Source organism: Pseudomonas sp. AL03, from assembly GCF_029960815.1.
GTDB lineage: Bacteria > Pseudomonadota > Gammaproteobacteria > Pseudomonadales > Pseudomonadaceae > Aquipseudomonas.
The window spans coordinates 1-26,429 of the sequence record NZ_JASBRE010000030.1 but is presented as its reverse complement, the minus strand read 5'-3'; the positions used below and the strand labels follow the sequence as shown (position 1 = coordinate 26,429).

Annotated in this window: 23 protein-coding genes; 14 read left to right on the top strand and 9 right to left on the bottom strand. The window is 60.3% G+C overall.

Annotated elements, in window-relative coordinates; genetic code table 11:
* Positions 1-54 precede the first annotated feature (54 nt).
* From QK293_RS22980 to bioB, 7 genes are all read right to left on the bottom strand, one after another.
* On the bottom strand, positions 55-1,860 hold the full coding sequence (locus tag QK293_RS22980; protein ID WP_282381406.1) for a phenylacyl-CoA dehydrogenase: 1,806 nt from the start codon (positions 1,858-1,860) through the stop codon (positions 55-57).
* Positions 1,861-2,137: 277 nt separating this feature from the next.
* A complete protein-coding gene (locus QK293_RS22975; RefSeq protein ID WP_150658478.1) occupies positions 2,138-2,434 on the bottom strand; it encodes a pyrroloquinoline quinone biosynthesis protein PqqE in 297 nt (98 codons plus the stop codon).
* A 121-nt stretch (positions 2,435-2,555) separates the two neighbouring features.
* Positions 2,556-3,236: a dethiobiotin synthase gene (bioD, locus tag QK293_RS22970; RefSeq protein WP_282381396.1), complete on the bottom strand. Its 681-nt coding sequence runs from the start codon at positions 3,234-3,236 to the stop codon at positions 2,556-2,558.
* Complete coding sequence (bioC, locus tag QK293_RS22965; protein ID WP_282381394.1) at positions 3,236-4,045, bottom strand: malonyl-ACP O-methyltransferase BioC; 810 nt, start codon at positions 4,043-4,045, stop codon at positions 3,236-3,238. Before bioC ends, bioD begins: the two co-directional genes overlap by 1 nt.
* The gene (locus QK293_RS22960; protein ID WP_282381392.1) at positions 4,038-4,769 is read right to left on the bottom strand and encodes an alpha/beta fold hydrolase; all 732 of its coding nucleotides are present in this window, start codon (positions 4,767-4,769) and stop codon (positions 4,038-4,040) included. Before QK293_RS22960 ends, bioC begins: the two co-directional genes overlap by 8 nt.
* Positions 4,762-5,940 (bottom strand): 8-amino-7-oxononanoate synthase, encoded by a 1,179-nt coding sequence (bioF, locus tag QK293_RS22955; RefSeq protein ID WP_282381390.1) that lies wholly within the window; start codon positions 5,938-5,940, stop codon positions 4,762-4,764. The genes QK293_RS22960 and bioF overlap by 8 nt, the downstream gene beginning before the upstream one ends.
* 77 nt (positions 5,941-6,017) lie before the next feature.
* Entirely contained in the window at positions 6,018-7,073 is a 1,056-nt protein-coding gene (gene bioB, locus QK293_RS22950; protein ID WP_282381388.1) for a biotin synthase BioB, read from the bottom strand.
* Positions 7,074-7,164: 91 nt separating this feature from the next.
* On the opposite strand from bioB, the gene QK293_RS22945 reads away from it, so the two are divergent.
* The 5 genes from QK293_RS22945 (at position 7,165) to rarD (ending at position 12,807) form a co-directional block, all read left to right on the top strand.
* A complete protein-coding gene (locus tag QK293_RS22945; RefSeq protein ID WP_282381386.1) occupies positions 7,165-7,905 on the top strand; it encodes a ComF family protein in 741 nt (246 codons plus the stop codon).
* 63 nt (positions 7,906-7,968) lie between these two features.
* A complete protein-coding gene (locus QK293_RS22940) occupies positions 7,969-8,733 on the top strand; it encodes a TOBE domain-containing protein (protein WP_282381384.1) in 765 nt (254 codons plus the stop codon).
* Between the two features lie 58 nt (positions 8,734-8,791).
* Positions 8,792-10,693 (top strand): PhoX family phosphatase, encoded by a 1,902-nt coding sequence (locus QK293_RS22935; RefSeq protein WP_282381382.1) that lies wholly within the window; start codon positions 8,792-8,794, stop codon positions 10,691-10,693.
* Between the two features lie 114 nt (positions 10,694-10,807).
* The gene (locus QK293_RS22930) at positions 10,808-11,782 is read left to right on the top strand and encodes a serine/threonine protein kinase (protein WP_282381380.1); all 975 of its coding nucleotides are present in this window, start codon (positions 10,808-10,810) and stop codon (positions 11,780-11,782) included.
* Positions 11,783-11,919: 137 nt separating this feature from the next.
* A complete protein-coding gene (gene rarD, locus QK293_RS22925) occupies positions 11,920-12,807 on the top strand; it encodes an EamA family transporter RarD (RefSeq protein WP_282381378.1) in 888 nt (295 codons plus the stop codon).
* A 215-nt stretch (positions 12,808-13,022) separates the two neighbouring features.
* Here the strand turns inward: rarD and QK293_RS22920 are convergent, their stop codons facing one another.
* Positions 13,023-13,541, bottom strand: a complete 519-nt coding sequence (locus QK293_RS22920) for a glycine cleavage system protein R (RefSeq protein ID WP_282381376.1) — start codon at positions 13,539-13,541, stop codon at positions 13,023-13,025.
* A 479-nt stretch (positions 13,542-14,020) separates the two neighbouring features.
* Here QK293_RS22920 and QK293_RS22915 point away from each other — a divergent pair, with 479 nt between their 5' ends.
* Positions 14,021-16,198, top strand: coding sequence for a malate synthase G (locus QK293_RS22915; protein ID WP_282381375.1), 2,178 nt, complete (start codon positions 14,021-14,023; stop codon positions 16,196-16,198).
* 185 nt (positions 16,199-16,383) lie between these two features.
* On the opposite strand, the gene QK293_RS22910 is transcribed toward QK293_RS22915, so the two are convergent.
* Positions 16,384-16,830, bottom strand: a complete 447-nt coding sequence (locus QK293_RS22910; protein WP_282381373.1) for a response regulator — start codon at positions 16,828-16,830, stop codon at positions 16,384-16,386.
* A gap of 259 nt (positions 16,831-17,089) precedes the next feature.
* On the opposite strand from QK293_RS22910, the gene QK293_RS22905 reads away from it, so the two are divergent.
* The 8 genes from QK293_RS22905 to QK293_RS22870 all read left to right on the top strand — a co-directional run bounded on the left by QK293_RS22905 (position 17,090) and on the right by QK293_RS22870 (position 26,405).
* Entirely contained in the window at positions 17,090-19,024 is a 1,935-nt protein-coding gene (locus QK293_RS22905; RefSeq protein WP_282381371.1) for a putative nucleotidyltransferase substrate binding domain-containing protein, read from the top strand.
* On the top strand, positions 19,021-19,728 hold the full coding sequence (locus tag QK293_RS22900; protein WP_282381370.1) for a 3'-5' exonuclease: 708 nt from the start codon (positions 19,021-19,023) through the stop codon (positions 19,726-19,728). Before QK293_RS22905 ends, QK293_RS22900 begins: the two co-directional genes overlap by 4 nt.
* 237 nt (positions 19,729-19,965) lie before the next feature.
* Positions 19,966-20,484 carry an RNA polymerase sigma factor gene (locus tag QK293_RS22895; protein WP_282381367.1) on the top strand — a complete coding sequence of 173 codons (519 nt, stop codon included), beginning with the start codon at positions 19,966-19,968 and terminating at the stop codon, positions 20,482-20,484.
* Entirely contained in the window at positions 20,481-21,452 is a 972-nt protein-coding gene (locus tag QK293_RS22890) for a FecR family protein (protein ID WP_282381365.1), read from the top strand. Before QK293_RS22895 ends, QK293_RS22890 begins: the two co-directional genes overlap by 4 nt.
* A gap of 228 nt (positions 21,453-21,680) precedes the next feature.
* Entirely contained in the window at positions 21,681-24,110 is a 2,430-nt protein-coding gene (locus QK293_RS22885; RefSeq protein WP_282381363.1) for a TonB-dependent siderophore receptor, read from the top strand.
* Positions 24,111-24,181: 71 nt separating this feature from the next.
* On the top strand, positions 24,182-25,312 hold the full coding sequence (locus QK293_RS22880; RefSeq protein ID WP_282381361.1) for a PepSY-associated TM helix domain-containing protein: 1,131 nt from the start codon (positions 24,182-24,184) through the stop codon (positions 25,310-25,312).
* Positions 25,309-25,488: a hypothetical protein gene (locus tag QK293_RS22875; protein ID WP_282381359.1), complete on the top strand. Its 180-nt coding sequence runs from the start codon at positions 25,309-25,311 to the stop codon at positions 25,486-25,488. Before QK293_RS22880 ends, QK293_RS22875 begins: the two co-directional genes overlap by 4 nt.
* A gap of 287 nt (positions 25,489-25,775) precedes the next feature.
* On the top strand, positions 25,776-26,405 hold the full coding sequence (locus QK293_RS22870; RefSeq protein WP_282381356.1) for a glutathione S-transferase: 630 nt from the start codon (positions 25,776-25,778) through the stop codon (positions 26,403-26,405).
* Positions 26,406-26,429 lie beyond the last annotated feature (24 nt).

The window sequence follows — 26,429 nt, the reverse complement described above, 5'->3', positions numbered from 1 at the left end:
AAAAAACCGCTGCTCCCGAGGAAACAGCGGCTTTATGAAGCGACAGCGTGGGGCTTAGTAGCCCAGCGCGAAGTTCTCTTCTTTCATGTCCATCAGGTTGTTGGCGCCCGATAGCATGGTGACAACATGAGTGCGAGTACGCGGCAGGATGCGCTGGAAGTAGAAGCGCGCAGTCTGCAGCTTGGCGGTGTAGAACGCCTCTTCGGTAGTACCGGCAGCCAGTTTCTCGGCAGCCAGACGCGCCATGTCAGCCCAGAAATAAGCCAGGCAGGCGTAACCGGAGTACATCAGGTAGTCCACCGACGCCGCGCCGACTTCTTCGCGGTCTTTCATGGCAGCCATACCGACCTTCATGGTCAGCTCGCCCCACTCTTTGTTCAGCGCCGCCAATGGCTCGACGAACTCTTTGACCGCTTCGTTGCCTTCGTTGGTCTGGCAGAACTTGTGGACGATCTTGGTGAAGCCTTTCAGAGCCTCGCCTTGAGTCATCAGCACTTTACGGCCCAGCAGGTCGAGTGCCTGGATACCGGTGGTGCCTTCGTACAGCATCGAAATGCGGCTGTCGCGAACGTTCTGCTCCATGCCCCACTCGGCGATGAAGCCGTGGCCGCCATAGATTTGTACGCCGTGGTTGGCGGACTCGAAGCCGACTTCAGTCATGAAGGCTTTGGCGATTGGCGTCATGAACGCCAGCAATGCGTCGGCTTTCTTCTTCTCTTCTTCGTCCACGCCGTATTTGACGATGTCGACTTGCTTGGCGGTGAAGTAAACCATCGCACGGTTGCCTTCGGCGAAGGCTTTCATGGTCAACAGCATGCGACGTACATCAGGGTGAACGATGATCGGGTCAGCGGCTTTTTCTGGTGCTTTCGGGCCGGTCAGGGAGCGCATTTGCAGACGATCGCGAGCGTATTTCAGGCCGCCCTGGAAGCCGATCTCGGCATGAGCCAGACCTTGCAGCGCAGTCCCCAGGCGTGCGGTGTTCATGAAGGTGAACATGCAGTTCAGGCCTTTGTTTGCCGGGCCGATGAGGAAACCGGTCGCCGCGTCGAAGTTCATCACGCACGTGGCGTTACCGTGGATACCCATCTTGTGTTCCAGGGAACCACAGGTCACGGCGTTGCGAGCGCCGATCGAACCGTCTTCGTTCGGCATGAACTTGGGAACGATGAACAGCGAAATGCCTTTGGTGCCAGCCGGTGCATCCGGCAGGCGTGCCAGCACGATGTGGACGATGTTGTCGGCCATGTCATGTTCGCCGGCCGAGATGAAGATCTTGGTGCCGGATACTTTGTAGGAACCGTCGGCCTGAGGTTCAGCCTTGGTACGCAGCATGCCCAGGTCGGTGCCGCAGTGCGGTTCGGTCAGGCACATAGTGCCGGTCCACTCGCCGGAAACCAGTTTGGTCAGGTAAGCCTCTTGCTGCTCAGGCGTGCCGTGCTCGGAAATGGTGTTCATCGCGCCATGGGACAGACCTGGGTACATGCCCCACGACCAGTTGGCTTCGCCAACCATTTCGCTGACAGCCAGACCCAGAGACTCCGGCAGGCCCTGGCCACCGTGCTCTACGTCGTGGGCCAGGCTTGGCCAGCCGCCTTCGACGAATTGTTTGTAGGCTTCTTTGAAGCCAGTCGGGGTTTTAACGCCGGACTCGCTCCAGGTGCAACCTTCGGTGTCACCCACGCGGTTCAGCGGAGCCAGCACCTGCTCACAAAACTTGGCGCCTTCTTCGAGAATGGCGTCAACCATGTCTGGAGTTGCGTCCTGGCAAGCCGGAAGGCTCTGATAGTGGGCTTCGTAGCCGAGCAGTTCGTCACGAACGAAGCGAATATCACGCAAGGGGGCCTTGTAGTCAGGCATAGCGATAAACCTCTGCTGATGTAACCGGGAATGAACGACCGTGTTGATTTGTTGTGACGGTCAAACAGTTGTTTGAAACATACGTTTACGCCTAAATCTTGTCAAGCGCCGATCTTTTGCCATTCGTCATCACGCCGTGGGAATACCGGGCACAGCGCAGGGCAACACCGTTGACTGAGCAACACGCTGTGCAGGAAAGATTAGTTGAGCGAGAAAGACTTACGCAGAAAAACGCCGCGAAAAGTCGCGGCGTCGAAGAAGCGGATTGAGCGAGGGATCAGGCGAACGTATCGATCAACGTACCGAGCACTTCGTCGGATGCCTTGGCGACTTTGACACCCAGCTCAACCTGAAATTTACCTTGGGACATCTCGACCATGTTACTGGCCAGGTCCGACTGCTGACTGCGATCTACCGAACGCAGACGATCAACCTGAGCCTCGGAAGACTGGCTGGTCACCGAGCGCTCGATCGTCGTGTTGGCGATCTGGCCAGAGGCTTGATCGACACGGTTCTGCCCTGTCTGAATAGTGCTCAGACCGGCATAAAAAGCGGTGTTTCCTGAGATTTCCATGGGGGAACTCGTCCTTGCAAAGGATCAACAGCAGCCATTGAACCAGACCCGCCGGCAAAAGGCCCGACAAAAACACTAATGGCACAGTGCCTTGTCATAGTTAAAGCCCACCCAAAAAATTTCAGTCCAGCAAATCCAGTTGAAGATGCTCGGCCACCGCCTCGGCGGTCACCAACTTGAGTTTCGGCACCCGCCCCAGGCACGGTGCCGGGATCCGCTCGGCCAGGGTCGCAAGGTTTTCTTCCAGACGTGAAGTCTTCGCATCAATGATATTGGCCACCCACCCCGCCAACTGCAAACCGTCCTGAGCAATTGCCTCAGCCGTCAGCAGCGCATGGTTGATGCAACCCAGGCGCACACCCACCACCAGGATCACCGGCAGATCCAGCGCCATCGCCAGGTCCGACAGATTATCCTGATCTGCCAAAGGCACCCGCCAGCCGCCAGCACCTTCGATCAAGGTAAAATCCGCCTGCATATTGAGAATTTCCCGCATGGGCGCCAACAATGATTGCACCGTCAATGCCACACCGGCCTCCCGTGCCGCCAGATGCGGAGCGATGGCGGGCTCGAACGCCACAGGGTTGACCTGTGCATAAGTCAAAGGCATCGAACACTCCGCCAGCAACGCCAATGCATCGGCATTGCGCAAGCCCTTGGGCGTCACATCGCAACCGGAGGCGACCGGCTTGCCCGCCGCCGTACTCAATCCCGCCAACCGCGCGGCATGCAGCAAGCCTGCGGCAACCGTGGTCTTGCCAACATCGGTGTCCGTACCGGTGATGAAATACGCTGCGCTCATTAGGGTTTCTCCAAAACGGCGTACACCACTTGATAAGTCGCCGGCAGACCTTCGGCCTGACGAAATTGCTCATAAGCCTCGATCAAGCCGAGGATCCGCGCCCTGCCGGTCAAACCACCCGGCCGACCGGGGTTCAGGTTGTGCGCGCCCAGCGCCTTGAGTTCATGGGTCAGGCTGCGCACATCCGGGTAATGCGACACGTGCGGTCGGGTTTCCAGGCTTGCGACGCTCAAACCGCTGGCCGCGCACAGCTGTTGATAAACCCCGAACTCGCGGAAGCGGTTGACGTGCACCATGCCGTCCACCTGACGCCAGCTGTCACGCAGCTCAAACAACGTGCCCACGCACAGACTAGCAAACGCGAAAATTCCGCCCGGTTTCAGCACCCGATGCGCCTCACTGAGCACCGAGGCGAAGTCTGCACACCACTGCACCGCCAGGCTGGAGAAGATCAAATCGCAGGTCGAATCCTGCAACGGCAACCGCTCGGCATCGCCTGCGATGAAATGCGTTGCCCCCCCCAATGGCCGGGCGTGATTGAGCATGCCTTCGGCGATATCCAATGCCAGTCCGTTACTGGCAGGAAATCGCTCGCCCAATGCACGGCTGAAATGCCCGGTGCCGCAGCCCAGGTCCAGCCAGACACCCGGCACAAAGTCCGCTGGCAAACGACTCGACAATTCACTGCCAACATCACGCTGCAATTCGGCCACGCTGTCATAGCTCGCCGCCGCGCGGGAAAAGGATGCCGCCACCTGGCGTTTGTCGGGCAAGCCGCCGGGCAGGTTGGGAAGGGATAAATCAGTCATCACCGAACTCATGCAAAAAGGCCTGGATCGCCCCCGCCACACCGTGGGGGTCTTCCAGGAGAAACGCGTGACTGGCCTGCTCAATCAGACCGATTTCGACGTCCGGCAGTAGCGCCAAAAGCTCCCCGGCAGCTTCTGCCGGGACTAGCCCGTCGAGGCCGGCGAACAAATGCAGTTGCGGCCCTTGAAAGTCCAGTAAGGCCTGACGCGTGCCCAACCCACCCAACAGTTCCAAGCCACTGAGCAGCACAGGTGCCGTAGTTTTGGGGGCTGCCGCTAATAAAAGCCGAGCAAGCGACCGCGGGTCAGTAGATCCTTGGGAGCAAAGCAGGCTGAAGCGTTTCAAGGTCGCGCCTGGGTCAAGACGACAGGCGTTAAGGAACGCAGTGAAATCCTCTTCGTGCATGGCATTGGTCCAGCCAGCCCAAGCCACGAAGCTTGGATTGCTCGCCAGCGTCAGCAAGCCGCAGCAACGATCGCCGCGCCGCGCCGCCAACTCGGAAGCGAGCATACCGCCCAGGGACCAGCCACCGAGCCAGACATCCTGTGGCACCGTCGAATCCAACTCATCAAGCCACTCCTCAAGATCGCTTGATTCCAGTTCCGGCAACGGTTCGATCTCGACCCGCAGGTGTTCATCCAGCCCTTGTAACGCGGCCGCCAAGGGCTCCAGAGGAGAAATCCCGAGACCCCAGCCGGGTAGCAGAATCAAACGATTACGCATGGCTTGGCTCCGGTCCAAGTTGTTGAAAACAATCGGCCAGTCCCTTTAACAATAGCTGCACCTGCGCCTCGCTGTGGGCGGCGGTCAGGGTCACGCGCAGACGAGCGCTGCCGGCGGGCACGGTCGGTGGGCGGATCGCCGTCACCATCAGACCGCGTTCGCGCAACATCTGCGACAGTCGAACCGCACGCCCGGCATCGCCGATCATGATCGGTTGGATCGGCGTGAAGCTGTCCATCAACTCCAGGCCGATCTGCTCGGCACCGTGGCGGAATTGGCAGATCAGCGTTTTCAGATGCTCACGTCGCCAGTGTTCGCTACGCAGCAGTTCAAGGCTTTTCAGCGTCGCGCAAGCCAGCGCCGGCGGCTGGCTGGTGGTGTAAATGTAGGGACGGGCGAACTGGATCAGGCTCTCGATCAGCTCCTCGCTGCCAGCCACAAAAGCCCCGGCCGTACCGAACGCCTTGCCGAGGGTGCCGACCAATACCGGCACGTCTTCCTGACTCAGGCCGAAATGCTCGACAATCCCGCCGCCATGGGCGCCCAGCGGACCAAACCCGTGAGCGTCATCGACCATCAACCATGCACCTTTGGCTTTTGCCTCCCGAGCCAGCGCCGGCAGGTCGGCGATGTCGCCGTCCATGCTGAACACGCCGTCGGTGACGATCAGAGTGTTGCCGGTCGCCTTCTCGAGACGCTTGGCCAGACTCGCCGCGTCGTTGTGCAGGTAGCGATTGAAGCGCGCACCGGACAACAGCCCCGCATCCAGCAACGACGCGTGATTGAGCCGGTCTTCCAGCACCGTATCGCCCTGCCCGACCAGCGCGGTGACCGCGCCGAGGTTGGCCATGTACCCCGTGGTGAACAACAGCGCGCGCGGGCGACCGGTGAAATCGGCCAAGGCCTCTTCCAGCGCGTGATGCGGGCTGCTGTGGCCGATGACCAAATGCGACGCCCCGCCGCCGACGCCCCAACGAGTTGCTCCGGCGCGCCAGGCTTCGATCACTTGCGGGTGATTGGCGAGGCCCAGGTAGTCGTTGTTACAGAACGCCAGCAACGGCTGACCATCAACCACCACTTCCGGGCCTTGAGGGCTTTCGAGCAATGGGCGATGGCGATAAAGATTTTCGGCACGACGGGCAGCAAGGCGCGCGGCGAGATCGAAAGACATGCAGGCCTCGCGAGTAAGAAAAAACACACGATCCCTGTAGGAACGCCGAACCGCTCGCTCCTACAGGGCGGGGGAAGTCAGACCGCAGCGTTATAAAACTGCTCGCTGCTCTTCTGCTCAACCAACGCCTGCTCGATAGCCGCCTGATGGACTTCGTCAGCGTGCTCTTCGCGCGCTTCCGGCAGGATCCCTAAGCGCCCGAACAGTTGCATGTCCTTGTCGGCCTGCGGGTTGACGGTGGTCAGCAATTTATCGCCGTAGAAAATCGAGTTGGCACCGGCGAAGAACGCCAGGGCCTGCATCTGCTCGTTCATCGCTTCGCGGCCGGCGGACAGGCGCACGTGGGATTGCGGCATCAGGATGCGGGCGACAGCAAGCATGCGGATGAAGTCGAACGGGTCGATATCGTCGGCGTTTTCCAGCGGCGTACCGGCGACTTTCACCAGCATGTTGATTGGCACCGACTCAGGATGCTCTGGCAGGTTGGCCAGCTGGATCAGCAGATTGGCGCGGTCATCAAGCGACTCGCCCATGCCGAGGATCCCGCCGGAGCAGATCTTCATTCCCGAGTCACGCACGTAGGCCAGGGTCTGCAGGCGCTCGCTGTAAGTGCGGGTGGTGATGATGCTGCCGTAGAACTCAGGCGAGGTATCGAGGTTGTGGTTGTAGTAGTCGAGGCCGGCTTGGGCCAGCGCTTCGGTCTGATCCTGATCCAGACGACCGAGGGTCATGCAGGTTTCCAGGCCCATGGCTTTCACGCCTTTGACCATTTCCAGTACATACGGCATGTCTTTAACCGACGGGTGCTTCCACGCCGCGCCCATGCAGAAACGGGTCGAACCGATGGCCTTGGCGCGAGCGGCCTCTTCGAGGACCTTCTGCACTTCCATCAGTTTTTCTTTTTCCAGGCCGGTGTTGTAGTGACCGGACTGCGGACAATATTTGCAATCTTCCGGGCAGGCGCCGGTTTTGATCGACAGCAGCGTCGACACCTGGACCCGGTTGGCGTCGAAATGTGCGCGGTGCACCGTCTGCGCCTGGAACAACAGGTCGTTGAATGGCTGAACGAAGAGTGCTTTGACTTCGGCCAAAGACCAGTCATGACGCAGGGTTGCAGTGGTGCTGGCGCTCATGGGCGTTTCCTTGTTTTATGCATGGCTTGCGGCTGGGGAATGGAATACCCACAGACGCGACACGGATGTTCGGCATATTTAAGGAAGAGCGATGCGCTGTCAACCACGATACGCAGGACCGGTCTACATCTGGTTAAACAATGACCAACACTGTTTACTCTGCAGTGAAGCAACCGAAGGACCCACGCCCATCTGCATGGCGTGCGAAACCGATCTGCCCTGGCTTGGCGATCATTGCCAAACCTGCGCGCTGCCGCTGCCCACCGCAGGCCTGACCTGTGGCCAATGCCTGAAACAACCGCCCGCCTTCGAGCGAGTGGCCGCGCCATGGACGTACAGCTTTCCGGTAGACACGTTGATCATGCGCTTCAAACATTCTGCGAAGTGGCCGTTTGGCCGCCTGCTCGCCGAACTTCTCGCGCAATTCCTGCAAAATTGCTTCGATGAGGATCTAGAACGGCCCGACGCTCTGGTCCCGGTGCCGCTGGCCGCCAGGCGCCTGCGCCAACGGGGTTTCAATCAGGCCGCAATGCTGGCCCGCTGGCTCAGCGCCAGCCTCGACATTCCTTGTGATGAAACGCTGCTGTTGAGGATTCAGGACACCCGCGCGCAACAGGAGCTGAATGCCGACGCCCGCAAAAAAAACCTGCGCAATGCCTTCACTCTTACGCCCGATGCGTCCATCAAGGGTCGACATTTGGCAGTGGTCGACGACGTGCTCACCACCGGCGCCACAGCCCAGGCCCTCGCTCGGCTGTTGATGGACGCCGGCGCTGCGCGGGTGGACGTCTATTGCCTGGCCCGCACACCCAAACCCGGCGATGTGCCCTGACTTGACTCCCGGGCCCCAAGCCGCCAACGTCCTTCTCATCGCCACAGCCCAAAGCGTCTTGCCATGTCCTTGCCTACGTTGTTGTCCCAGCACATCGTCCGTCGTCCACAGCGCATCGCGTTACTGCAGCACATCGCCGAACAGGGCTCGATCACCCGCGCCGCCAAAAGCGCGGGCCTGAGTTACAAAGCGGCCTGGGACGCCATCGATGAGTTGAACAACCTCGCGCAAAAGCCGTTGGTGGAGCGCAGTGTCGGCGGTAAGGGCGGTGGCGGCGCCAAACTCTCCAGCGAAGGCGAGCGCGTATTGCGCCTGTATCAAAAGCTGCAAGCCTTGCAGGCTCAGGTGCTGGAAGCCGCCGAAGATGCCAGCGACTTGGACCTGCTCGGTCGGCTGATGCTCAGAACCAGCGCGCGCAATCAATTGCATGGCAAGGTTGTGGCGATCGATAACCAAGGGCACAACGACCGGATTCGTCTTGAATTGGCAGAAGGCTTGACCATCGATGCGCAGATCACCCACGACAGCACTCTGCGGCTGGAATTGGAAACCGGCACCGAAGTGGTCGCCCTGATCAAGGCTGGTTGGCTCGACCTGCTGGGTATCGAGGACGACGCAACGCCGGGACACAATTGCCTGGCGGGCATCATCGAAGAAATTCTCGACGCCGAGAACGGCCCCAGCGAAGTGCGCGTCGGCTTGCCCAACGGCCAGACACTGTGCGCGCTGGCCGAACCGCTGCACTTGAAAACCCTCGGCCTCGCCGCCGATAAACCGGTGCGGGTGCAATTCGCGCCGTCCAACATCTTGCTCGGTACACCGCTCTGAAACATTAGCGTCATTAACGCGCTTTAAGGTGACTGCAAAAACCCGCAGGGAGCTTGATATGAGCCTATTAGAAGACAACCAATCCACCGACCTCGAGAATATGGTCGGCCTCAGCCGTCGAGGCTTCATCAGCGCCGGCGCCCTTTGCGGTGCAGCAATGTTCCTGGGTGGCAACCTGCTGAGCCGCAGCGTGCTGGCCGCCAGCGTCAGCGCCGGCTCCAGCAAACTGTTGGGTTTTGACAGTATTTCCGCCGCCACCAGCGACGCCATCAGCCTGCCGCCAGGCTACACATCTTCGGTGTTGATCAGCTGGGGGCAGCCCCTGCAGAACAACGGCCCGGCGTTCGACGCGAGTGGCAACGGCACGGCCGAGCATCAGGAAATCCAGTTCGGCGACAACAACGACGGCATGAGCCTGTTCGAATTCCCCGATGACAACAACCGGGCGCTGATGGCGATCAACAACGAATACACCAACTATCGCTACCTCTACGCTCACGGCGGCATGCCGCAGTCGGCTGCAGACGTGCGCAAGGCGTTGGCCTGTGAAGGCGTGTCAGTGATCGAAGTGCAGCGCAAGAACGGCCAGTGGCATTTCGTCCAGGGCTCGCGCTACAACCGGCGCATTCACGGCAACGCGCCGATCAGTCTGAGCGGCCCGGCCGCTGGCCACGAGCTGTTGAAAACCAGTGCCGACCCACACGGCAAGAACGTCCTTGGCACCTTCCAGAACTGCGCCAACGGCAAGACGCCGTGGGGCACGTATCTGACCTGCGAAGAGAACTTCACCGACTGCTTTGGCAGCAGTAATGCCGAGCAAAAGTTCGACGCCGCGCAGAAACGCTACGGCGCGGTGGCGGCCAGCAAAGAGATCAACTGGCACCCGCACGACGAGCGCTTCGACTTGGCGAAAAACCCCAACGAACTCAACCGTCACGGCTGGGTGGTGGAAATCGACCCGTTCGACCCGCAATCGACGCCAGTCAAACGCACCGCGCTGGGTCGTTTCAAACATGAAAACGCCGCCCTTGCCGAAACCAATGACGGTCACGCCGTGGTGTACATGGGCGACGACGAGCGCGGCGAGTTCATCTACAAATTCGTCAGCCGCGACAAGATCAACCACAAAAACCCCAAGGCCAACCGCGACCTGCTGGACCACGGCACTCTGTACGTGGCGCGTTTCGACGCGGGTGACGGCAATGCCGATCACCCGAAAGGCCAGGGCGAGTGGGTCGAGCTGACCCACGGCAAAAACGGCCTCGACGCCAGCAGCGGTTTTGCCAGTCAGGCCGAAGTGCTGATTCACGCGCGCCTCGCGGCCACGGTGGTGAAAGCCACGCGTATGGACCGTCCGGAGTGGATCGTCGTCAGCCCCAAGGATGGCCAGGTGTATTGCACGCTGACCAACAACGCCAAGCGTGGCGAGGATGGCCAGCCGGTGGGCGGACCTAACCCGCGCGAGAAAAACGTCTATGGGCAGATTCTGCGCTGGCGCACCGACCGTGACGATCACGGTGCCAAAAGCTTTTCCTGGGATCTGTTCGTGGTCGCCGGTAACCCGGGCGTCCACGCCGGCACGCCGAAGGGCGGTTCGTCGAACATCACGCCACAGAACATGTTCAACAGCCCGGATGGGTTGGCTTTCGATGATGCCGGACGGTTGTGGATTCAAACCGATGGCGACTCGAGCAATGCCGGTGATTTCGCGGGTATGGGCAACAATCAGATGCTCTGCGCTGACCCGGTAACCGGAGAGATTCGGCGCTTCATGGTCGGGCCGGTGGGCTGTGAGGTGACGGGGATCAGCTTCTCGCCCGACCAGAAAACCTTGTTTGTCGGGATTCAGCATCCGGGGGAGAACGGTGGGTCGACGTTCCCTGAGCATCTGCCGAATGGCAAGCCACGGTCTTCGGTGATGGCGATTTCCCGGGAAGATGGCGGGATCGTCGGCGCCTGACCGGGCCTCTTGATGATCGTTCCCACGCTGCGTGGGAACGATCCCACTAAAGAAGCCCCGTCTGCGCTACCATGCTTGGCCGGACGCGGCAGCCTGCCGCGCGCAGGAGTCAGCATGGCCCACCCGTTTGCAACCCTCACCCCAGACCTCGTGCTCGATGCCGTCGAAAGCATTGGCTTTCTCAGCGACGCGCGCATTCTGGCGCTCAACAGCTATGAGAACCGTGTCTATCAGGTCGGCATCGAAGACTCCGAGCCGCTGATCGCCAAGTTCTACCGTCCGCAGCGCTGGACCAACGAAGCGATTCTCGAAGAGCACCAATTCACCTTCGAACTCGCCGAGTGCGACGTGCCGGTGGTCGCGCCGATGATTCACAACGGTGCCAGCCTGCATGAACACGCCGGTTTCCGATTCACCCTGTTCCCCCGCCGTGGTGGCCGTGCGCCAGAGCCTGGCAATCTCGATCAGCTGTATCGCCTGGGGCAACTGCTCGGTCGCCTGCACGCCGTCGGCGCTACAAAGCCGTTCGAACACCGCGAAGCGCTGGGCGTGAAGAATTTCGGTCATGACTCGCTGACGACATTGCTCGAAGGGAATTTCATACCGCGCAGTTTGCTGCCAGCCTACGAGTCGGTGGCCCGCGACCTGCTCAAGCGTGTGGAAGAGGTTTACAACGTTACGCCGCACAAGAACATCCGCATGCACGGCGACTGCCACCCCGGCAACATGATGTGCCGCGACGAGATGTTCCATATCGTCGACCTGGACGACTGTCGCATGGGCCCGGCGGTGCAGGACATCTGGATGATGCTCGCCGGTGATCGTCAGGAATGTCTCGGTCAGTTGTCGGAATTGATGGACGGCTACAGTGAGTTCCACGACTTCGATCCGCGGGAACTCGCGTTGATCGAACCCCTGCGCGCCTTGCGCCTGATGCACTACAGCGCCTGGCTCGCCCGCCGCTGGGACGACCCGGCATTCCCGCACAGTTTTCCGTGGTTCGGCACGGAGCGGTATTGGGGTGATCAAGTGTTGGCGTTGCGCGAACAACTGGCCGCACTCAACGAAGAGCCATTAAAACTTTTCTGACAACCGCATCTCCTGTAGGAGCGAGGCTTGCCCGCGAAGAACGATAACGCGGACTGCCTGATATACCGCGCTATCCTTCTTCGCGGGCAAGCCTCGCTCCTACAAGGGATTGTTAGCTGCCTAAGCAAGGATTCTGCATGCAAGCCGCCAACCCGCGTCGCGGGTACATCCTGGGCCTGAGTGCCTACATCATCTGGGGACTTTTCCCGCTCTACTTCAAAGCCATCGCCAACGTGCCCGCCGTGGAGATCATCATCCACCGCGTGCTCTGGTCCGCGCTGTTCGGCGCCTTGCTACTGATGGTGTGGAAACATCCGGGCTGGTGGCGCGAGTTGCGTGACAACCCGAAACGCCTGGCGATCCTGGCCCTGAGCGGCACGCTGATTGCGGCCAACTGGCTGACCTACGTCTGGTCGGTGAACAACGGGCGCATGCTCGAGGCCAGCCTCGGTTACTACATCAACCCGCTGGTGAACGTGCTGTTGGGCATGCTGATCCTTGGCGAACGGCTGCGGCGCATGCAATGGCTGGCGGTTGGGCTCGCGGCGGTTGGCGTTGCGCAACAGGTCTGGCAAGTCGGCAGCCTGCCGTGGGTGTCACTGGTGCTGGCGCTGACCTTCGGTTTTTACGGACTGATCCGCAAGCAGGCACCGGTCAAAGCATTACCTGGACTGGTGGTGGAAACCTGGATGCTGGTGCCGATTGCCGTCGCGTGGTTGCTGTTCAACCCCACCGCGAGCAGCGCTCAAGCCGAATTCTGGACCACGTCCGAAGCCTGGTGGCTGGTGGCCGCCGGTCCGGTGACGCTGGTGCCGCTGGTGTGTTTCAACGCCGCTGCACGGCATTTGCCTTACACGACGCTGGGATTTCTCCAGTACTTGGCGCCGACGCTGGTATTGCTGCAAGCCGTTCTGCTGTTTGATGAACACTTGTCATCCAGCACCCTCGTGGCGTTCATCTTTATCTGGGCTGGCCTGGCGGTTTACAGCGTCGATGCGATGATAAGTTTGCGTCGCCGCCGCTGATCAAAAAACACACAAACCCCTGCAGGCCTCGGTTCCCGTGGCCTGTACCGATCCGTCCCAAGGTTATCCACAGCGTGATCCCCGGCGTTTGTGCGCAAGTCCCTGAAACTGCTGGTTTTTTGATCATATTCTGAAGAGCCCCGGCCGACGTGGCCTGGCGGGCTGTCTCTACAGGTTATCCACAGGCAGGTGCACGTATAACTTGGATAACCTTTTCAGGATTCACTGCGCAGTACCAATTCGACCATCAAATCGTCCGCCAGGGTTTCCAGTCGCGATTGCAGCACGTCCAGAGACAGCGTCAGCGGCACGGCGAGAATCGCTTCAGCGTGGAACAAAGGCTCGCTGCTCATCGGCGCCGGACGTACTTCGGTCACCAGACGCTCCAGGTTCACCCCCTGCTCACTCAGCAAACGCGTGATGTCGCGCACGATCCCAGGGCGATCATTGCCCACCAATTCCATGGCAATCGGCTTCCAGGTGCACGATTGCTCGATGCCGCTTTCGGCAATCAGCACGCGAATGCCATGGGCGGACAACGCCTGTAGGGCATCCACCAGTTCATCGTAGGCCTCGGCCGGCACGCCCACACGAAGAATCCCGGCGAACTGCCCGGCCATGCGTGACATCCGACTTTCCAGCCAGTTACCGCCGTGCTCGGCAATGCACTGGGCGATGCGCTCGACCTGCCCTGGCTTGTCTGGAGCGAATACAGTGAGTACGAGGTGGTCCATGGCGCAGCCCTCTTATCATGACTTTTGTTATAGAAGACCAAGTATAGGCAAGGGTCGGGAATCGGCTCGGCGCCTCAGAAAACCAAAGCGCCATAGCAGTGAACGGAAGATTATGTGTACAACTTTTTATATTTAACTGGAACAATCCAATAGTTTTTTGAGAACATCCCGCTCCCCGACATGACTGCAATGCGTCATGGGGTCGCAGAACGACGTAATTAGTCTAATTTTCACAACCGCAATTCATCATGTAGTATGCCGCAGCGCGCACTACATAACGTTGGATCGATGTCTGCCACAGGCACAGTCGCAACCCTGAAAGCCCCGTCAGCAAGGCATCCAAGCCGTTGATTGGACCTAACCCAGCCGCCCGAACGGGCATGTACTGGCAGACGGGTTTGTGGTTTAAATGGCCAGAGGCTTCATTGTCAAAATTGAAGAGCTGAAAAGCGAAATAGCTGAGCAGAGTGAGGCAAGCAATGACTGAACACGTTCAAGTCGGTGGCCTGCAGGTCGCCAAAGTCCTGTTCGACTTCGTGAACAACGAAGCCATTCCCGGTACCGGCCTCACCGCCGATAAGTTCTGGGCCGGTGCCGACAAGGTCATTCATGACCTGGCGCCGAAGAACAAAGCCCTACTCGCCAAACGCGATGATTTCAAGGCTCGTATCGATGGCTGGCACCAATCCCGTGCCGGTCAACCACACGACGCCGTGGCCTATAAAGCCTTCTTGCAAGACATCGGTTATCTGCTGCCAGAAGCGGCTGATTTCCAGGCAACGACGCAAAACGTCGATGACGAAATCGCCCGCATGGCCGGTCCACAGCTCGTGGTTCCGGTGATGAACGCCCGCTTCGCGCTCAATGCCTCGAACGCCCGTTGGGGTTCGCTGTATGACGCGCTCTACGGCACCGACGCCATCAGCGAGGCTGACGGCGCGGAAAAAGGCAAAGGCTACAACAAGGTTCGCGGTGACAAGGTCATCGCCTTCGCCCGCGCCTTCCTCGACGAAGCGGCGCCATTGGCTGCCGGTACTCACGTCGATTCCACCGCCTACAAGATCGTTGACGGCAAACTGGTGGTCGCCCTTAAAGGCGGCAGCAACACCGGCCTGCGCGACGATGCCCAACTGATCGGTTTCCACGGCGATGCAGCCGCACCGACCGCGATCCTGCTGAAGAATAATGGCTTGCACTTCGAAATCCAGGTCGACGCCAGCACCCCGGTCGGACAGACCGACGCTGCCGGTGTCAAAGACATCCTGATGGAAGCCGCGCTGACCACCATCATGGACTGCGAAGACTCCGTCGCCGCCGTCGATGCCGATGACAAAGTGGTGATCTACCGCAACTGGCTTGGCCTGATGAAGGGCGATCTGTCGGAAGAAGTCTCCAAGGGCGGTCAGACCTTTACCCGCACCATGAACGCCGATCGCACTTATACCGGTGTCGATGGTAAAGAACTGAGCCTGCACGGTCGTTCGTTGTTATTCGTGCGTAACGTTGGTCACCTGATGACCATCGACGCAATCCTCGATAAGGACGGCAATGAAGTGCCGGAAGGCATTCTCGACGGCCTGGTCACCAGCCTGGCAGCGATCCACAGCCTCAACGGCAACAACTCGCGCAAGAACAGCCGTACTGGCTCGGTCTACATCGTGAAACCGAAGATGCACGGACCGGAAGAAGCGGCGTTCACCAACGAGCTGTTCGGTCGCATCGAAGACGCGCTGGGCCTGGCGCGCAACACCCTCAAAGTCGGGATCATGGACGAGGAGCGTCGTACCACGATCAACCTCAAGGCCTGCATCAAGGCCGCCAGCGAGCGTGTAGTGTTCATCAACACCGGTTTCCTCGACCGTACCGGCGATGAAATCCACACCTCCATGGAAGCCGGCCCGATGGTGCGCAAGGCGGACATGAAGGCTGAGAAGTGGATCGGCGCCTACGAAAACTGGAACGTCGATATCGGGTTGAGTACCGGCCTGCAAGGTCGCGCCCAGATCGGTAAAGGCATGTGGGCCATGCCGGACCTGATGGCAGCGATGCTCGAACAGAAAATCGCTCACCCGACGGCCGGCGCCAACACCGCTTGGGTTCCGTCGCCGACCGCTGCTGCGCTGCACGCGCTGCACTACCACAAGGTCGACGTGTTCGCCCGTCAGGCCGAACTGGCCAAACGCGCGCGCGCTTCGGTGGATGACATCCTGACCATCCCGTTGGCCGTCAATCCAGACTGGACTGCAGAGCAGATCAAGAACGAACTGGACAATAACGCCCAGGGCATTCTCGGTTACGTGGTGCGCTGGATCGACCAGGGCGTCGGTTGCTCGAAAGTGCCGGACATCAATGACATCGGCCTGATGGAAGACCGTGCGACGCTGCGGATTTCCAGCCAGCACATCGCCAACTGGCTGCGCCACGGCATCGTCACCGAAGACCAGGTCATGGAAAGCCTCAAGCGCATGGCGCCAGTGGTTGACCGTCAGAACGCCAATGACGCGCTGTATCGTCCGCTGGCACCGAACTTCGACAGCAACATCGCCTTTCAGGCGGCGGTCGAACTGGTGGTCGAAGGCACGAAGCAGCCGAACGGCTACACCGAGCCGGTTCTGCACCGTCGCCGCCGCGAGTTCAAGGCTGCCAATGGCCTGTAACTGAGCGCTGACGCGGGACAAAAAAAGCCCTGATCGAAAGATCAGGGCTTTTTTGTTTGTGGATTAGATCGTTCCCACGCTCTGCGTGGGAATGCCTCCACGGACGCTCCGCGTTCGGCACTGAATGGGACGCGGAGCGTCCCGGGCTGCATTCCCACGCAGAGCGTGGGAATGATCATCAGAACCTACACATCCATTCCCAACTCATGCTTGACCAGCGCCACCAGCTTGCCGGTATCGACAGGCTTGAGCAGGAAGTCGACCACGCTCAAATGCATCGCAGCGATCGCATCTTTCACGTCGGCGTCACCGGAAACAATGATGATCGGCATTGCCGCCCGAACCGACTCACGCACCTGGCGGATCAGGTCCAGGCCATCGACATTCCTCATCCGCAGATCCGTAATGACCAGACCGATCGATGGCGTCGTCTCCAACATCTTGAGTGCAGTTTCGCCACTGGCCGCCGTCATGCAGCGAATCCCGTCCAGCGCAAGAATCTCCGACAGCAACTCGCGTGCGTCTTTATCGTCGTCGACGATCAGTACCCGCTGCGGCGGCAGGTCAGGTTCCTGCATGACGGCACTCAGCGCCTCGCGCTCGGCGTCGCTCAAAATATCGTGGTCGGACATGGCTTTCTCTGCGTTTTCAATTCAATTGCCTATCACTTCCGTGTGACATCACCCAGCAGACCTTCAGGGTGCACTTCGTCGGAAAGTTTTCCTATAGCCAATGCAGGAGGTTTTTCCCACAGTTGCGTCAGACATTTCCCAAATACCGACAGCTTCATTGCCTACCTAGACTTACGTCCAATGGGCACCCTGCACGCAGGGGCCGACCATGTGTGAGTCATCCGACAACAACAATTCAAAAAAGACTGCGGTAATAGTTATGAGTAAAGCGGACGCCTTCACACAGGCAGGGAAAACCGCGGTGTTGCAGAACATCCAGGGCACTTTGCAATTCCTTCAGCGCTTCCCGCCCTTCAATCAAATGGAACACGCCCACCTGGCGTACCTGGTCGAGCAGTGTCAGCTGCGCTTTTATGCCCCCGGCGAGAGCATCATCAAGCCCGCCGACGGCCCGGTTGAACATTTCTACATCGTCAAACAAGGCCGGGTCGTGGGTGAACGTCCCCACACGGCCAAGGGCGGGACCGAAACCACCTTCGAAATCACCACCGGCGAGTGTTTTCCCCTCGCCGCGCTGCTGGGGGAGCGTGCAACCCGCACCGAACACCTCGCGGCCGAAGACACCTTTTGCCTACAGCTGAACAAGCTGGCGTTCATCAAATTGTTCGCACTTTCCAACGCGTTTCGCGACTTTTCCCTACGCGGCGTGAGCAGCCTGCTGGATCAGGTTAACCAGCAAGTCCAGCAAAAAGCCGTGGAAACCCTTGGCACCCAGTACTCGCTTAATACCCGACTGGGCGAATTGGCCATGCGCCACCCGGTGACCTGCAGCCCGACCACGCCGCTGCGTGAAGCCGTGACCCTGATGCACGAGCAGCAGGTCGGTAGCATCGTGGTCGTCGACGAACAGAAAGCGCCGCTGGGGATTTTCACCCTGCGCGACCTGCGCCATGTGGTGGCCGACGGCACTAACGACTTCAACGAAGCCATCGAACGGCACATGACCCAAGCGCCGTTTTTCCTGTCGCCGGACCACAGCGCCTTCGATGCGGCGATTGCCATGACCGAGCGGCACATCGCCCACGTCTGCCTGGTGAAGGATCATCGCCTGTGCGGCGTGGTCTCGGAACGAGACCTGTTTTCCCTGCAACGGGTCGACCTGGTGCATCTGGCGCGGACCCTCCGCAGCGCCCAGCGCGTAGAAAACCTGGTGGCGATGCGCGGCGAAATCGGCCAACTGGTGGAGCGCATGCTGGCCCACGGCGCCTCTTCAACCCAGATCACTCACATCATCACCCTGCTCAACGACCACACCGTGTGCCGGGTGATCGAACTGACCCTCGCCGAAAAAGGTGACCCCGGCATTCCGTTCAGCTGGCTGTGCTTTGGTAGCGAAGGTCGCCGCGAACAGACACTGCACACCGATCAGGACAACGGCATTCTGTTCGAAGCCCGGGACGCGGCCCATGCCGCCGAGATTCGCGGCAAGTTGTTGCCCATCGCCCAGCAGATCAACCAGAGCCTGGCGCTCTGCGGTTTCACCCTGTGCAAGGGCAACATCATGGCCGGCAACCCAGAGTTGTGTCTGTCCCGGGCCGAATGGTCGCGACGTTTTGCGGCGTTTATCCGCGAGGCAACGCCGGAGAACCTGCTGGGCTCGAGCATTTATTTCGACTTACGCGTGGTCTGGGGGGACGAGCAAGGCTGCGAGCAGCTGCGTCAGGGCATTCTCGATCAGGTGAATGACAACCGACTGTTCCAACGGATGATGGCCGAGAACGCCCTGCGCAATCGTCCGCCCGTAGGACGTTTCCGTGAGTTCGTACTGGCTCGCAAGAATGGCGAGAAAGCCACCCTGGACTTGAAAGTCCAAGGGTTGACCCCTTTTGTCGACGGTGCCCGACTGCTCGCGTTGGCCCATGGGATCGAGGCAAACAATACGTTGGAGCGCTTTCGCCAACTGGTGGAAAAAGAAGTCATCGAACGGCTGGACGGTGCGGCGTACGAAGAGGCTTATCACTTCATCCAGCAAGCCCGCATGCAGCAACATCAGCTACAGACCCGGGAGAACTTGCCCTACTCCAACCGGGTCGACCCTGACAGCCTCAATCATCTGGATCGACGGATCCTGCGTGAATCCCTGCGCCAGGCACAACGCCTGCAAAGCAGCCTGGCCCTGCGGTATCAGCTATGAGCCTGTTTTCATGGCTGCGCCCGGCAGGTCCGAGCCTTCCCGGCGAACTTCAACAACGTCTGCAACGCTTGCCCTTGGCGGCAGAGCTTGGCGAATGCAGCCTGCGCGAACAGCGCTGGGTGGTACTCGACCTGGAAACCACCGGGTTGAACCTGAACAAGGATCGGGTGTTGTCCATCGGCGCGGTGGTGATCGAGGACGGCGCGATCGATTTCAGCCAGCAGTTCGAACGCACGTTGCGATGCGCCGACATGAAGTTGGCGCCCAGCGTGTTGATCCATGGCTTGGGGCCGAGCGCGATTGCCGCTGGCAGCGATCCGGCTCAGGCCTTGGTCGAGTTTATGGAGTTCGTCGGCGACAGCCCGGTGCTGGCGTTTCATGCGCCGTTCGATCAGCACATGCTCGGGCGCGCGCTGAAAGACCATCTGGGCTACAAGTTGCAGCATCCGTTTCTGGATGTAGCAGACATCGCGCCGCTGCTTTGCCCTCAGGCGCACATTCGCGATGCCGGGCTGGATGAGTGGATCGACTGGTTCAAACTGGAAGTGTTCGAGCGCCACAATGCCAGTGCCGATGCGTTGGCCACCGCTGAGCTGGCGTTGATTTTGTTCAGCCGGGCGCGGCAGTTGCAGATTCATAGCCCGTTGAATCTGCAGCAGCGGATGAATCAGTGGAAGCGGCGGCAGCGAGCGCCTTCCTTTTAGATCCGCTGCGCCTGTTCCGGCCCCTTCGCGGGCAAGTCGGATCGCCGCACCGCTCGCTCCTACAGGATTTACGCAAGCTCTTTGTAGGAGCGAGGCTTGCCCGCGAAGAACGATGACGCGGTCCAACTGAACACTTCGTCAAAACCACCCGACCAGCGCCAATTGCTTACCTCCCCCGCCTCTGCCACAATCGCGAACAATTCTCGTTAGTTAACACTTCCCAATCGGTGATGCTGCGTGTCGTCAGTCCAAAGCCTTCAAAGTGAGCTCGTTGGTGCGTTATATCGCGACCATCGCGGTTGGCTATTGGCTTGGCTGCGACGCAACGTGGCCTGTCCGCAACGAGCCGAAGACCTGAGTCAGGACACTTTTGTGCGCTTGCTGGGGCGTGAAGAGCTGAAGGAACCACGCGAGCCACGCGCGTTTCTGGTGGCGATTGCCAAGGGTCTGCTGTTCGACTATTTCCGCCGCGCCGCGCTGGAGCAGGCCTACCTCACGGAACTGATGCTGATCCCTGAAGGTGAACAACCGTCAGTGGAGGAACAGCACATGACCCTCGAAGACCTCAAAGCCATCGACCGTCTGCTCGGCAAACTCTCAAGCAAGGCCCGGGCGGCGTTTCTCTATAACCGTCTCGACGGCCTCGGCCACTCAGAAATCGCCGAGCGTTTGGGTGTGTCAGTGCCGCGAGTTCGTCAGTACCTGGCTCAGGGCATTCGTCAGTGCTACAGCGCTTTGTACGGTGAGCCGGTATGAGTCCGGTCAGCTCCAAACCCGTCTCGGCGCAGGTGCTGGATGCCGCGATTGCCTGGCAATTGTCCCTGGACTCTGGCAACCCGGTGGAGCGCGAAGAATTCGCCAAATGGCATGCCGCCCACGAAGAACATGCGCGGGCATGGCGCCAACTGGGCATGCTCGACCAGCGCTTCAGCGTTGCCAGCGGCCCGGCACGCACCGCGTTACTGCAATCGCGGGAGAGTATCCGCCGTCGAGTGCGCAAACTCGGCAGCGGCGTGGCCAGCATCGTCGCGGTGATCGGGTTGGCGCTGTTCGCCGGTGATCGTTATCTGCCGATCGACTATTGGCTGGCCGACCAGCGCACCGCCACCGGTGAGCAACGCACCCTGCACCTGACCGACGGCACGCTGATCAACCTCAATACCCACAGTGCCGTGGACGTGCGTTTCGATGAAACGCAGCGACTAATCATCCTCCATGAAGGGGAAATCCTCGTCGAAACCGGCCATGGTGACGCCCGGCCGTTCATCGTCGAAACCCGCGAAGGCAGCCTGCGCGCACTGGGGACAAGGTTTCTGGTCAAGCGCGAAGAACAAGGTACGCGCTTGAGCGTGCTGAAATCGGCAGTGGCGGCTCATCCCGAGTCGAGTCCTGAAGAACAGGTTCTGCGTGAAGGCCAGCAAGTCCTGATGCGCAGCAATGGCCTCGGGCCGATCGTCGCGCTCAACCTCGGCGCCGATGCGTGGACCCGCGGCATGCTGGTGGTGGACAACACACGGCTGGAAGACCTGGTCCATGAACTCGGTCGCTATCGCCGCGGGCATTTGGGTGTTGCACCCGAGATTGCCGACCTGCGAATCACCGGCAGCTTCCCGCTGCATGACACCGACAAGGCGCTGAGCGCGCTGTTGCCGACCCTGCCGGTGCAGATCGAACAGCACACGCCGTGGTGGGTGACGGTCGTGGCGAAGACTGACCCCAAGTGATGTGATTGATCGTTCCCACGCTCCTGCGTGGGAATGCAGCCCGTGACGCTCCGCGTCACATGCCGTAGCGGACGCAGAGCGCCCATTGAGGCATTCCCACGCAGAGCGTGGGAACGATCTTTATAAAGACTTTACTGAATCGAAATTATTTTCAATCAGCCCTATCACTTTTGAATTCTCGTTCGGCACCTAGGCAATTGAGAAATATTTCCATTCAGGAGCCGCCTTATGTCCCGTTCGCTAGACACCTTGTTGCGCCCCAGTTTGCTGGCAATCGCCATTGCCCTTTGCGCCCCTCTGGCCAGCAGTCAGCTGATCGCCGCTGAACAGGCGTCCAGCGTTCGCGCCTACAACCTGCCGGCCGCGCCATTGGCCAGCACCCTGAACCAGATCGCCAGCCAGGCGGGCCTGGCGCTGTCGTTGAATCCTTCACTGGCGGCGGGCAAGACCTCGGCACCGGTCAAAGGCCAGTTCGACGCAGCTGGCGCCCTGCGTGAGGCCTTGCGCGGCACCGGTCTGCAACTGGAACAGAGCAGCGCTGGCACCTACAGCCTGGTGGCCGTGCCCGAAGGCGTGATGGCCCTGCCGGAAACCGCCGTCATTGGCGTTGAAAACACTGAAAGTGCCTGGGGCCCGGTGGAGGGTTATTTGGCCACCCGCACCGCCGCCGGTACCAAGACCGATACCGCGCTGGTCGAAGCGCCGCGCTCGATTTCGGTCGCCACCCGCGAGCAAATGGACGACCGCAGCGTGCATAGCCTCGATGACGCGGTGCGCTACATGCCCGGCATCACCGCCAGCAGCTACGGCAGCGACACCCGCACCGACTGGTTGCGCGTGCGCGGTTTCGAGCCGACTCAATTCCTCGATGGCCTGCCGCTACCAAAAGGCGTGTACGCCAACCCGAAACAGGAAACCTGGAACCTGGACCGCCTCGCCCTGCTGCGCGGCCCGGCCTCGTCGGTTTACGGCCAGACCCCGCCAGGCGGCTTGCTCGACATGGTCAGCCGGCGCCCCAGCGCCGAGTCGAGCAATGAAATCCAGGTGCAATATGGCAGTGACAACCATCGCCAGATCAACTTCGCCAGCACCGGCAAGATCGACGACGAAGGCCAGTTCCTCTACGGTCTGAGCGGTGTGGTGCGCGACAGCGGCACGCAGATCGACCACGTCGACAACAAGCGCTACAACATTGCGCCGAGCCTGACCTGGAACATCGACGAAGACACCCGGTTCACCCTGCTCACCCAGTTCACCCGTGACGATACCGGCATCACCAGCCAGTTCTTGCCGGTGCAGGGCACCAAGATCCATTCGCCCCTCGGCAAGATCTCCCACCACAAGAATCTGGGCGACCCGGACTGGGAGTTCTACGACCGCACCTACTACGCGCTGGGCTACGCCTTTGAACATCGTTTGAACGATGTCTGGCAGTTCAAGCAGAACCTGCGTTACACAAAATCGGACCTGTCCTTCCAGGCCCTCACCCCCGGCGCCTATCCGTTCACCCAAGTCGATGCCGAGGGCAATGTGGGTCGTTCGAGCACCCGTGTCGACGAGGACATCAGTCAGTTCGCCGTGGACAACAACTTTCAGGGCGACTTCGCGACCGGCGACCTCCGTCACACCCTGTTGATCGGCCTCGATCACCAACGCACCAACACCCACTACACCTCGATCTTCGGCGACGGTCTGACCACCAACGTCAACAACCCGATCTATGGCCAGCCCATCGTTCGTCCGCCACGCTCGGCGGCGTTCTACGATTACGACCAGAAGACCTACCAAACCGGTCTGTACATCCAGGACCAGATGGCCCTCGACCAATGGCGCCTGACGTTGGGAGGTCGTGAAGACTGGGTTCACACCAGCACCCAGTTCTTCAACAAGGGCGACGCCACCAACACCGAACGGGACAAGCACTTCAGCGGCAACGCGGCGATCAGCTACGTGTTCGACTCGGGCTTCGTGCCCTACTTGTCCTACGCCGAGTCGTTCCAGCCGACCAGCAACGCCACGGCATCACCGACCGATTCGTTCAAGCCGACTGAAGGCAAGCAATGGGAACTGGGCATCAAGTACCAACCGCCTGGCAGCAGCACCCTGCTGACCGCTGCGGTCTACGACCTGACCCAGAAAAACGTCTCCGTCACCACGACCCAATCGAACGGCGTTTCGATCACCAGCCAGACCGGTGAAGTGAAAGTCAAAGGTCTGGAACTGGAAGCCGTCTCCGACGTGACCGAGAACCTCAAGGTCATCGCCGCTTACACCCTGGCCAAATCCGAAGTGCAGAAAGGCGACTTCAAAGGCAACCGCCTGCAACTGATGCCCAACCAACAGGCTTCGCTGTGGGCCGATTACACCTGGCACAACGGCGTACTGGATGGTTTCGGCATTGGCGCCGGCGCTCGTTACACCGGCAATACTTACGGTGACCAGGGCAATACCTCGCTCGGCAAGGCTGACGCTTACACCGTGTTCGACGCCGCTGTTCATTACGACCTGGGCCGTCTGGACAACAGCCTGAAAGGCGCCTCCCTGGCACTGAACGCCACCAACCTGTTTGACAAGGATTACATCTCCACCTGTGACAGCTTTTATTGCTACTACGGTGACCAACGCAGCGTCGTCGCCAGTGCAACTTACACGTGGTAATCGCCTGACCTGACACGCCAATGACCAAGCCGTCTTTCGAGGACGGCTTTGGTTTTTCTGAAGGCCAAGAAATGAAAAGTAAAACAATTCGCCGCTGGTCCTTCGTCCACACCTGGACCAGCCTGATCTGTACGGTGTTCCTGCTGATGCTGGCGCTGACCGGCTTGCCGTTGATCTTCCATCACGAGATCGACCACCTGCTGGGCGATGCTGCTGAATTGAAGCAAATGCCGGCCGACACCCCGCAGCTGGACTTGCAGCAGTTGGTACTGGCCGCCGAAAAACATCGCCCCGGCGAGGTGATGCAGTACTTCGGCTGGGAAGAAGAAGACCCCAACGGCGTGATCGCGATCATGGCCCCCACCGCCGGCACTGAACCGAACTCGTCTCACACCTTCATGCTCGACGCCCGCACCGGTGAGGCGCTGGAGATGCCGTCGGCCAACGGCGGTTTCATGATGATCATGTTGCGCCTGCACGTGGACATGTTCGCCGGTCTGCCGGGCAAGCTGCTGCTGGCGTTCATGGGCATTCTGTTCGTGGTGGCGATGGTGTCCGGGACGGTGCTGTACCTGCCGTTCATGCGCCGGTTGAAATTCGCCACCGTGCGCCAGAACAAATCCACCCGCCTGCGATGGCTCGACCTCCACAACTTGATCGGCGTGGTGACCTTGACCTGGGCCTTGGTGGTTGGCGTCACCGGCGTTATCAGCGCCTGCGCCGACCTGTTGATCGCGGCGTGGCGCAACGACAGTCTGAGCGCGATGATCGCACCGTACCGCGACGCGCCGCCGCTGATACAACTGGCGCCCGCGACCCGTTTGCTCGACATCGCCAAGGACGTCGCACCGGGCATGCAGCCGGACTTTATCGCCTTCCCCGGCACACGATTCTCCAGCGAACATCATTACGCGGTGTTCATGAAAGGCAGCACTCACCTGACCTCGCACCTGCTGACACCGGTGCTGATCGACGCCAGCACCCTGCAAGTCACCGCCGTGGCCGAACGGCCGTGGTACATGGACGCCATGGGCATGTCACAACCGCTGCACTTCGGTGATTACGGCGGCATGCCGATGAAGATCCTTTGGGCGACCCTGGATGGGCTGACCATTATCCTGCTCGGCAGCGGGGTTTACCTCTGGCTGGTGCGGCGCAAGGCGGCGAAACCTGTGCTCGAGAACTCGGAGCGTCCAGCATGAGGCCACGTCAGTCGAGTTTCTGGAGGGTCTTCTCCACCCCCACCGTTATCGCCCTGCTTAGCGCTGCGGGGCTGTTCGCCGCCTTGCTGGGCGATGGCGTGTGGGATGCCTTGGGCTGGCTTGGCCTGGGTGTTCCCGCAATCCTCGCCCTGCGCGGTCTCTTGCAACGTCGCTGATCCAAATCGATTGGCGGACTCCTGTAGCAGCTGCCGAGCAGCGCGAGGCTGCGTCCGGCTGCGCAGCAGTCGTGAATCCCGCGACCGAGTTGTTTCAGACAAATCGCGTTCGCCGGGCTGCGGCCGCTCCGCAGCCGAACGCAGCCTCGCGCTGCTCGGCAGCTGCTACAGAGCCGCAGATCACTGGAGTCACACGACGACATCCGCTTTGGGTTCGACGCCAACTGCTTGAGCTCCCGGACCAACGCGCTATGCTGCCCAGCACTGCCCTAGACCGAGACGCTGCCATGTCCGCCCCCAGCATGACCCTGTTCCACAACCCTTTGTCGCCCTTCGTTCGCAAAGTCATGATGCTGTTGCACGAAACCGGTCAACAGGACCGCGTGGCGCTGCAAACCAGCGTGCTCACGCCGGTCAGCCCGGACCTTACCCTCAACGAAGACAACCCGCTGGGTAAAATCCCGGCCCTGCGCCTGGCCGATGGCAACGTCATCCATGACAGCCGGGTGATCCTCGATTACCTCGATCACCAGCACGTCGGCAACCCGCTGATACCGCGCGACGGCTCGGCCCGCTGGCGGCGCCTGACCCTGGCCTCTCTGGCCGACGGGATCATGGACGCTGCGGTGCTGATTCGTTATGAAGTCGCACTGCGTGCCCCGGAAAAACACTGGGACGAGTGGCTTGATGGCCAACGCGACAAGATTCGTCGTGGCCTGGCAGTGCTGGAAGCCGACGCGATTGCCGAGCTGACCAGCCATTTCGATGTGGCGGCAATCAGTGTGGCGTGTGCTTTGGGCTACCTGGATTTGCGCCATCCTGATCTGGAATGGCGCACGGCGAATCCGAAGCTGGCCGAGTGGTTTTTCGAGGTGAGCCAGCGGGCTTCGATGCTGGCGACGATGCCGAAGGTTTAATTTTTTGCGGTGACGATGCGGCCG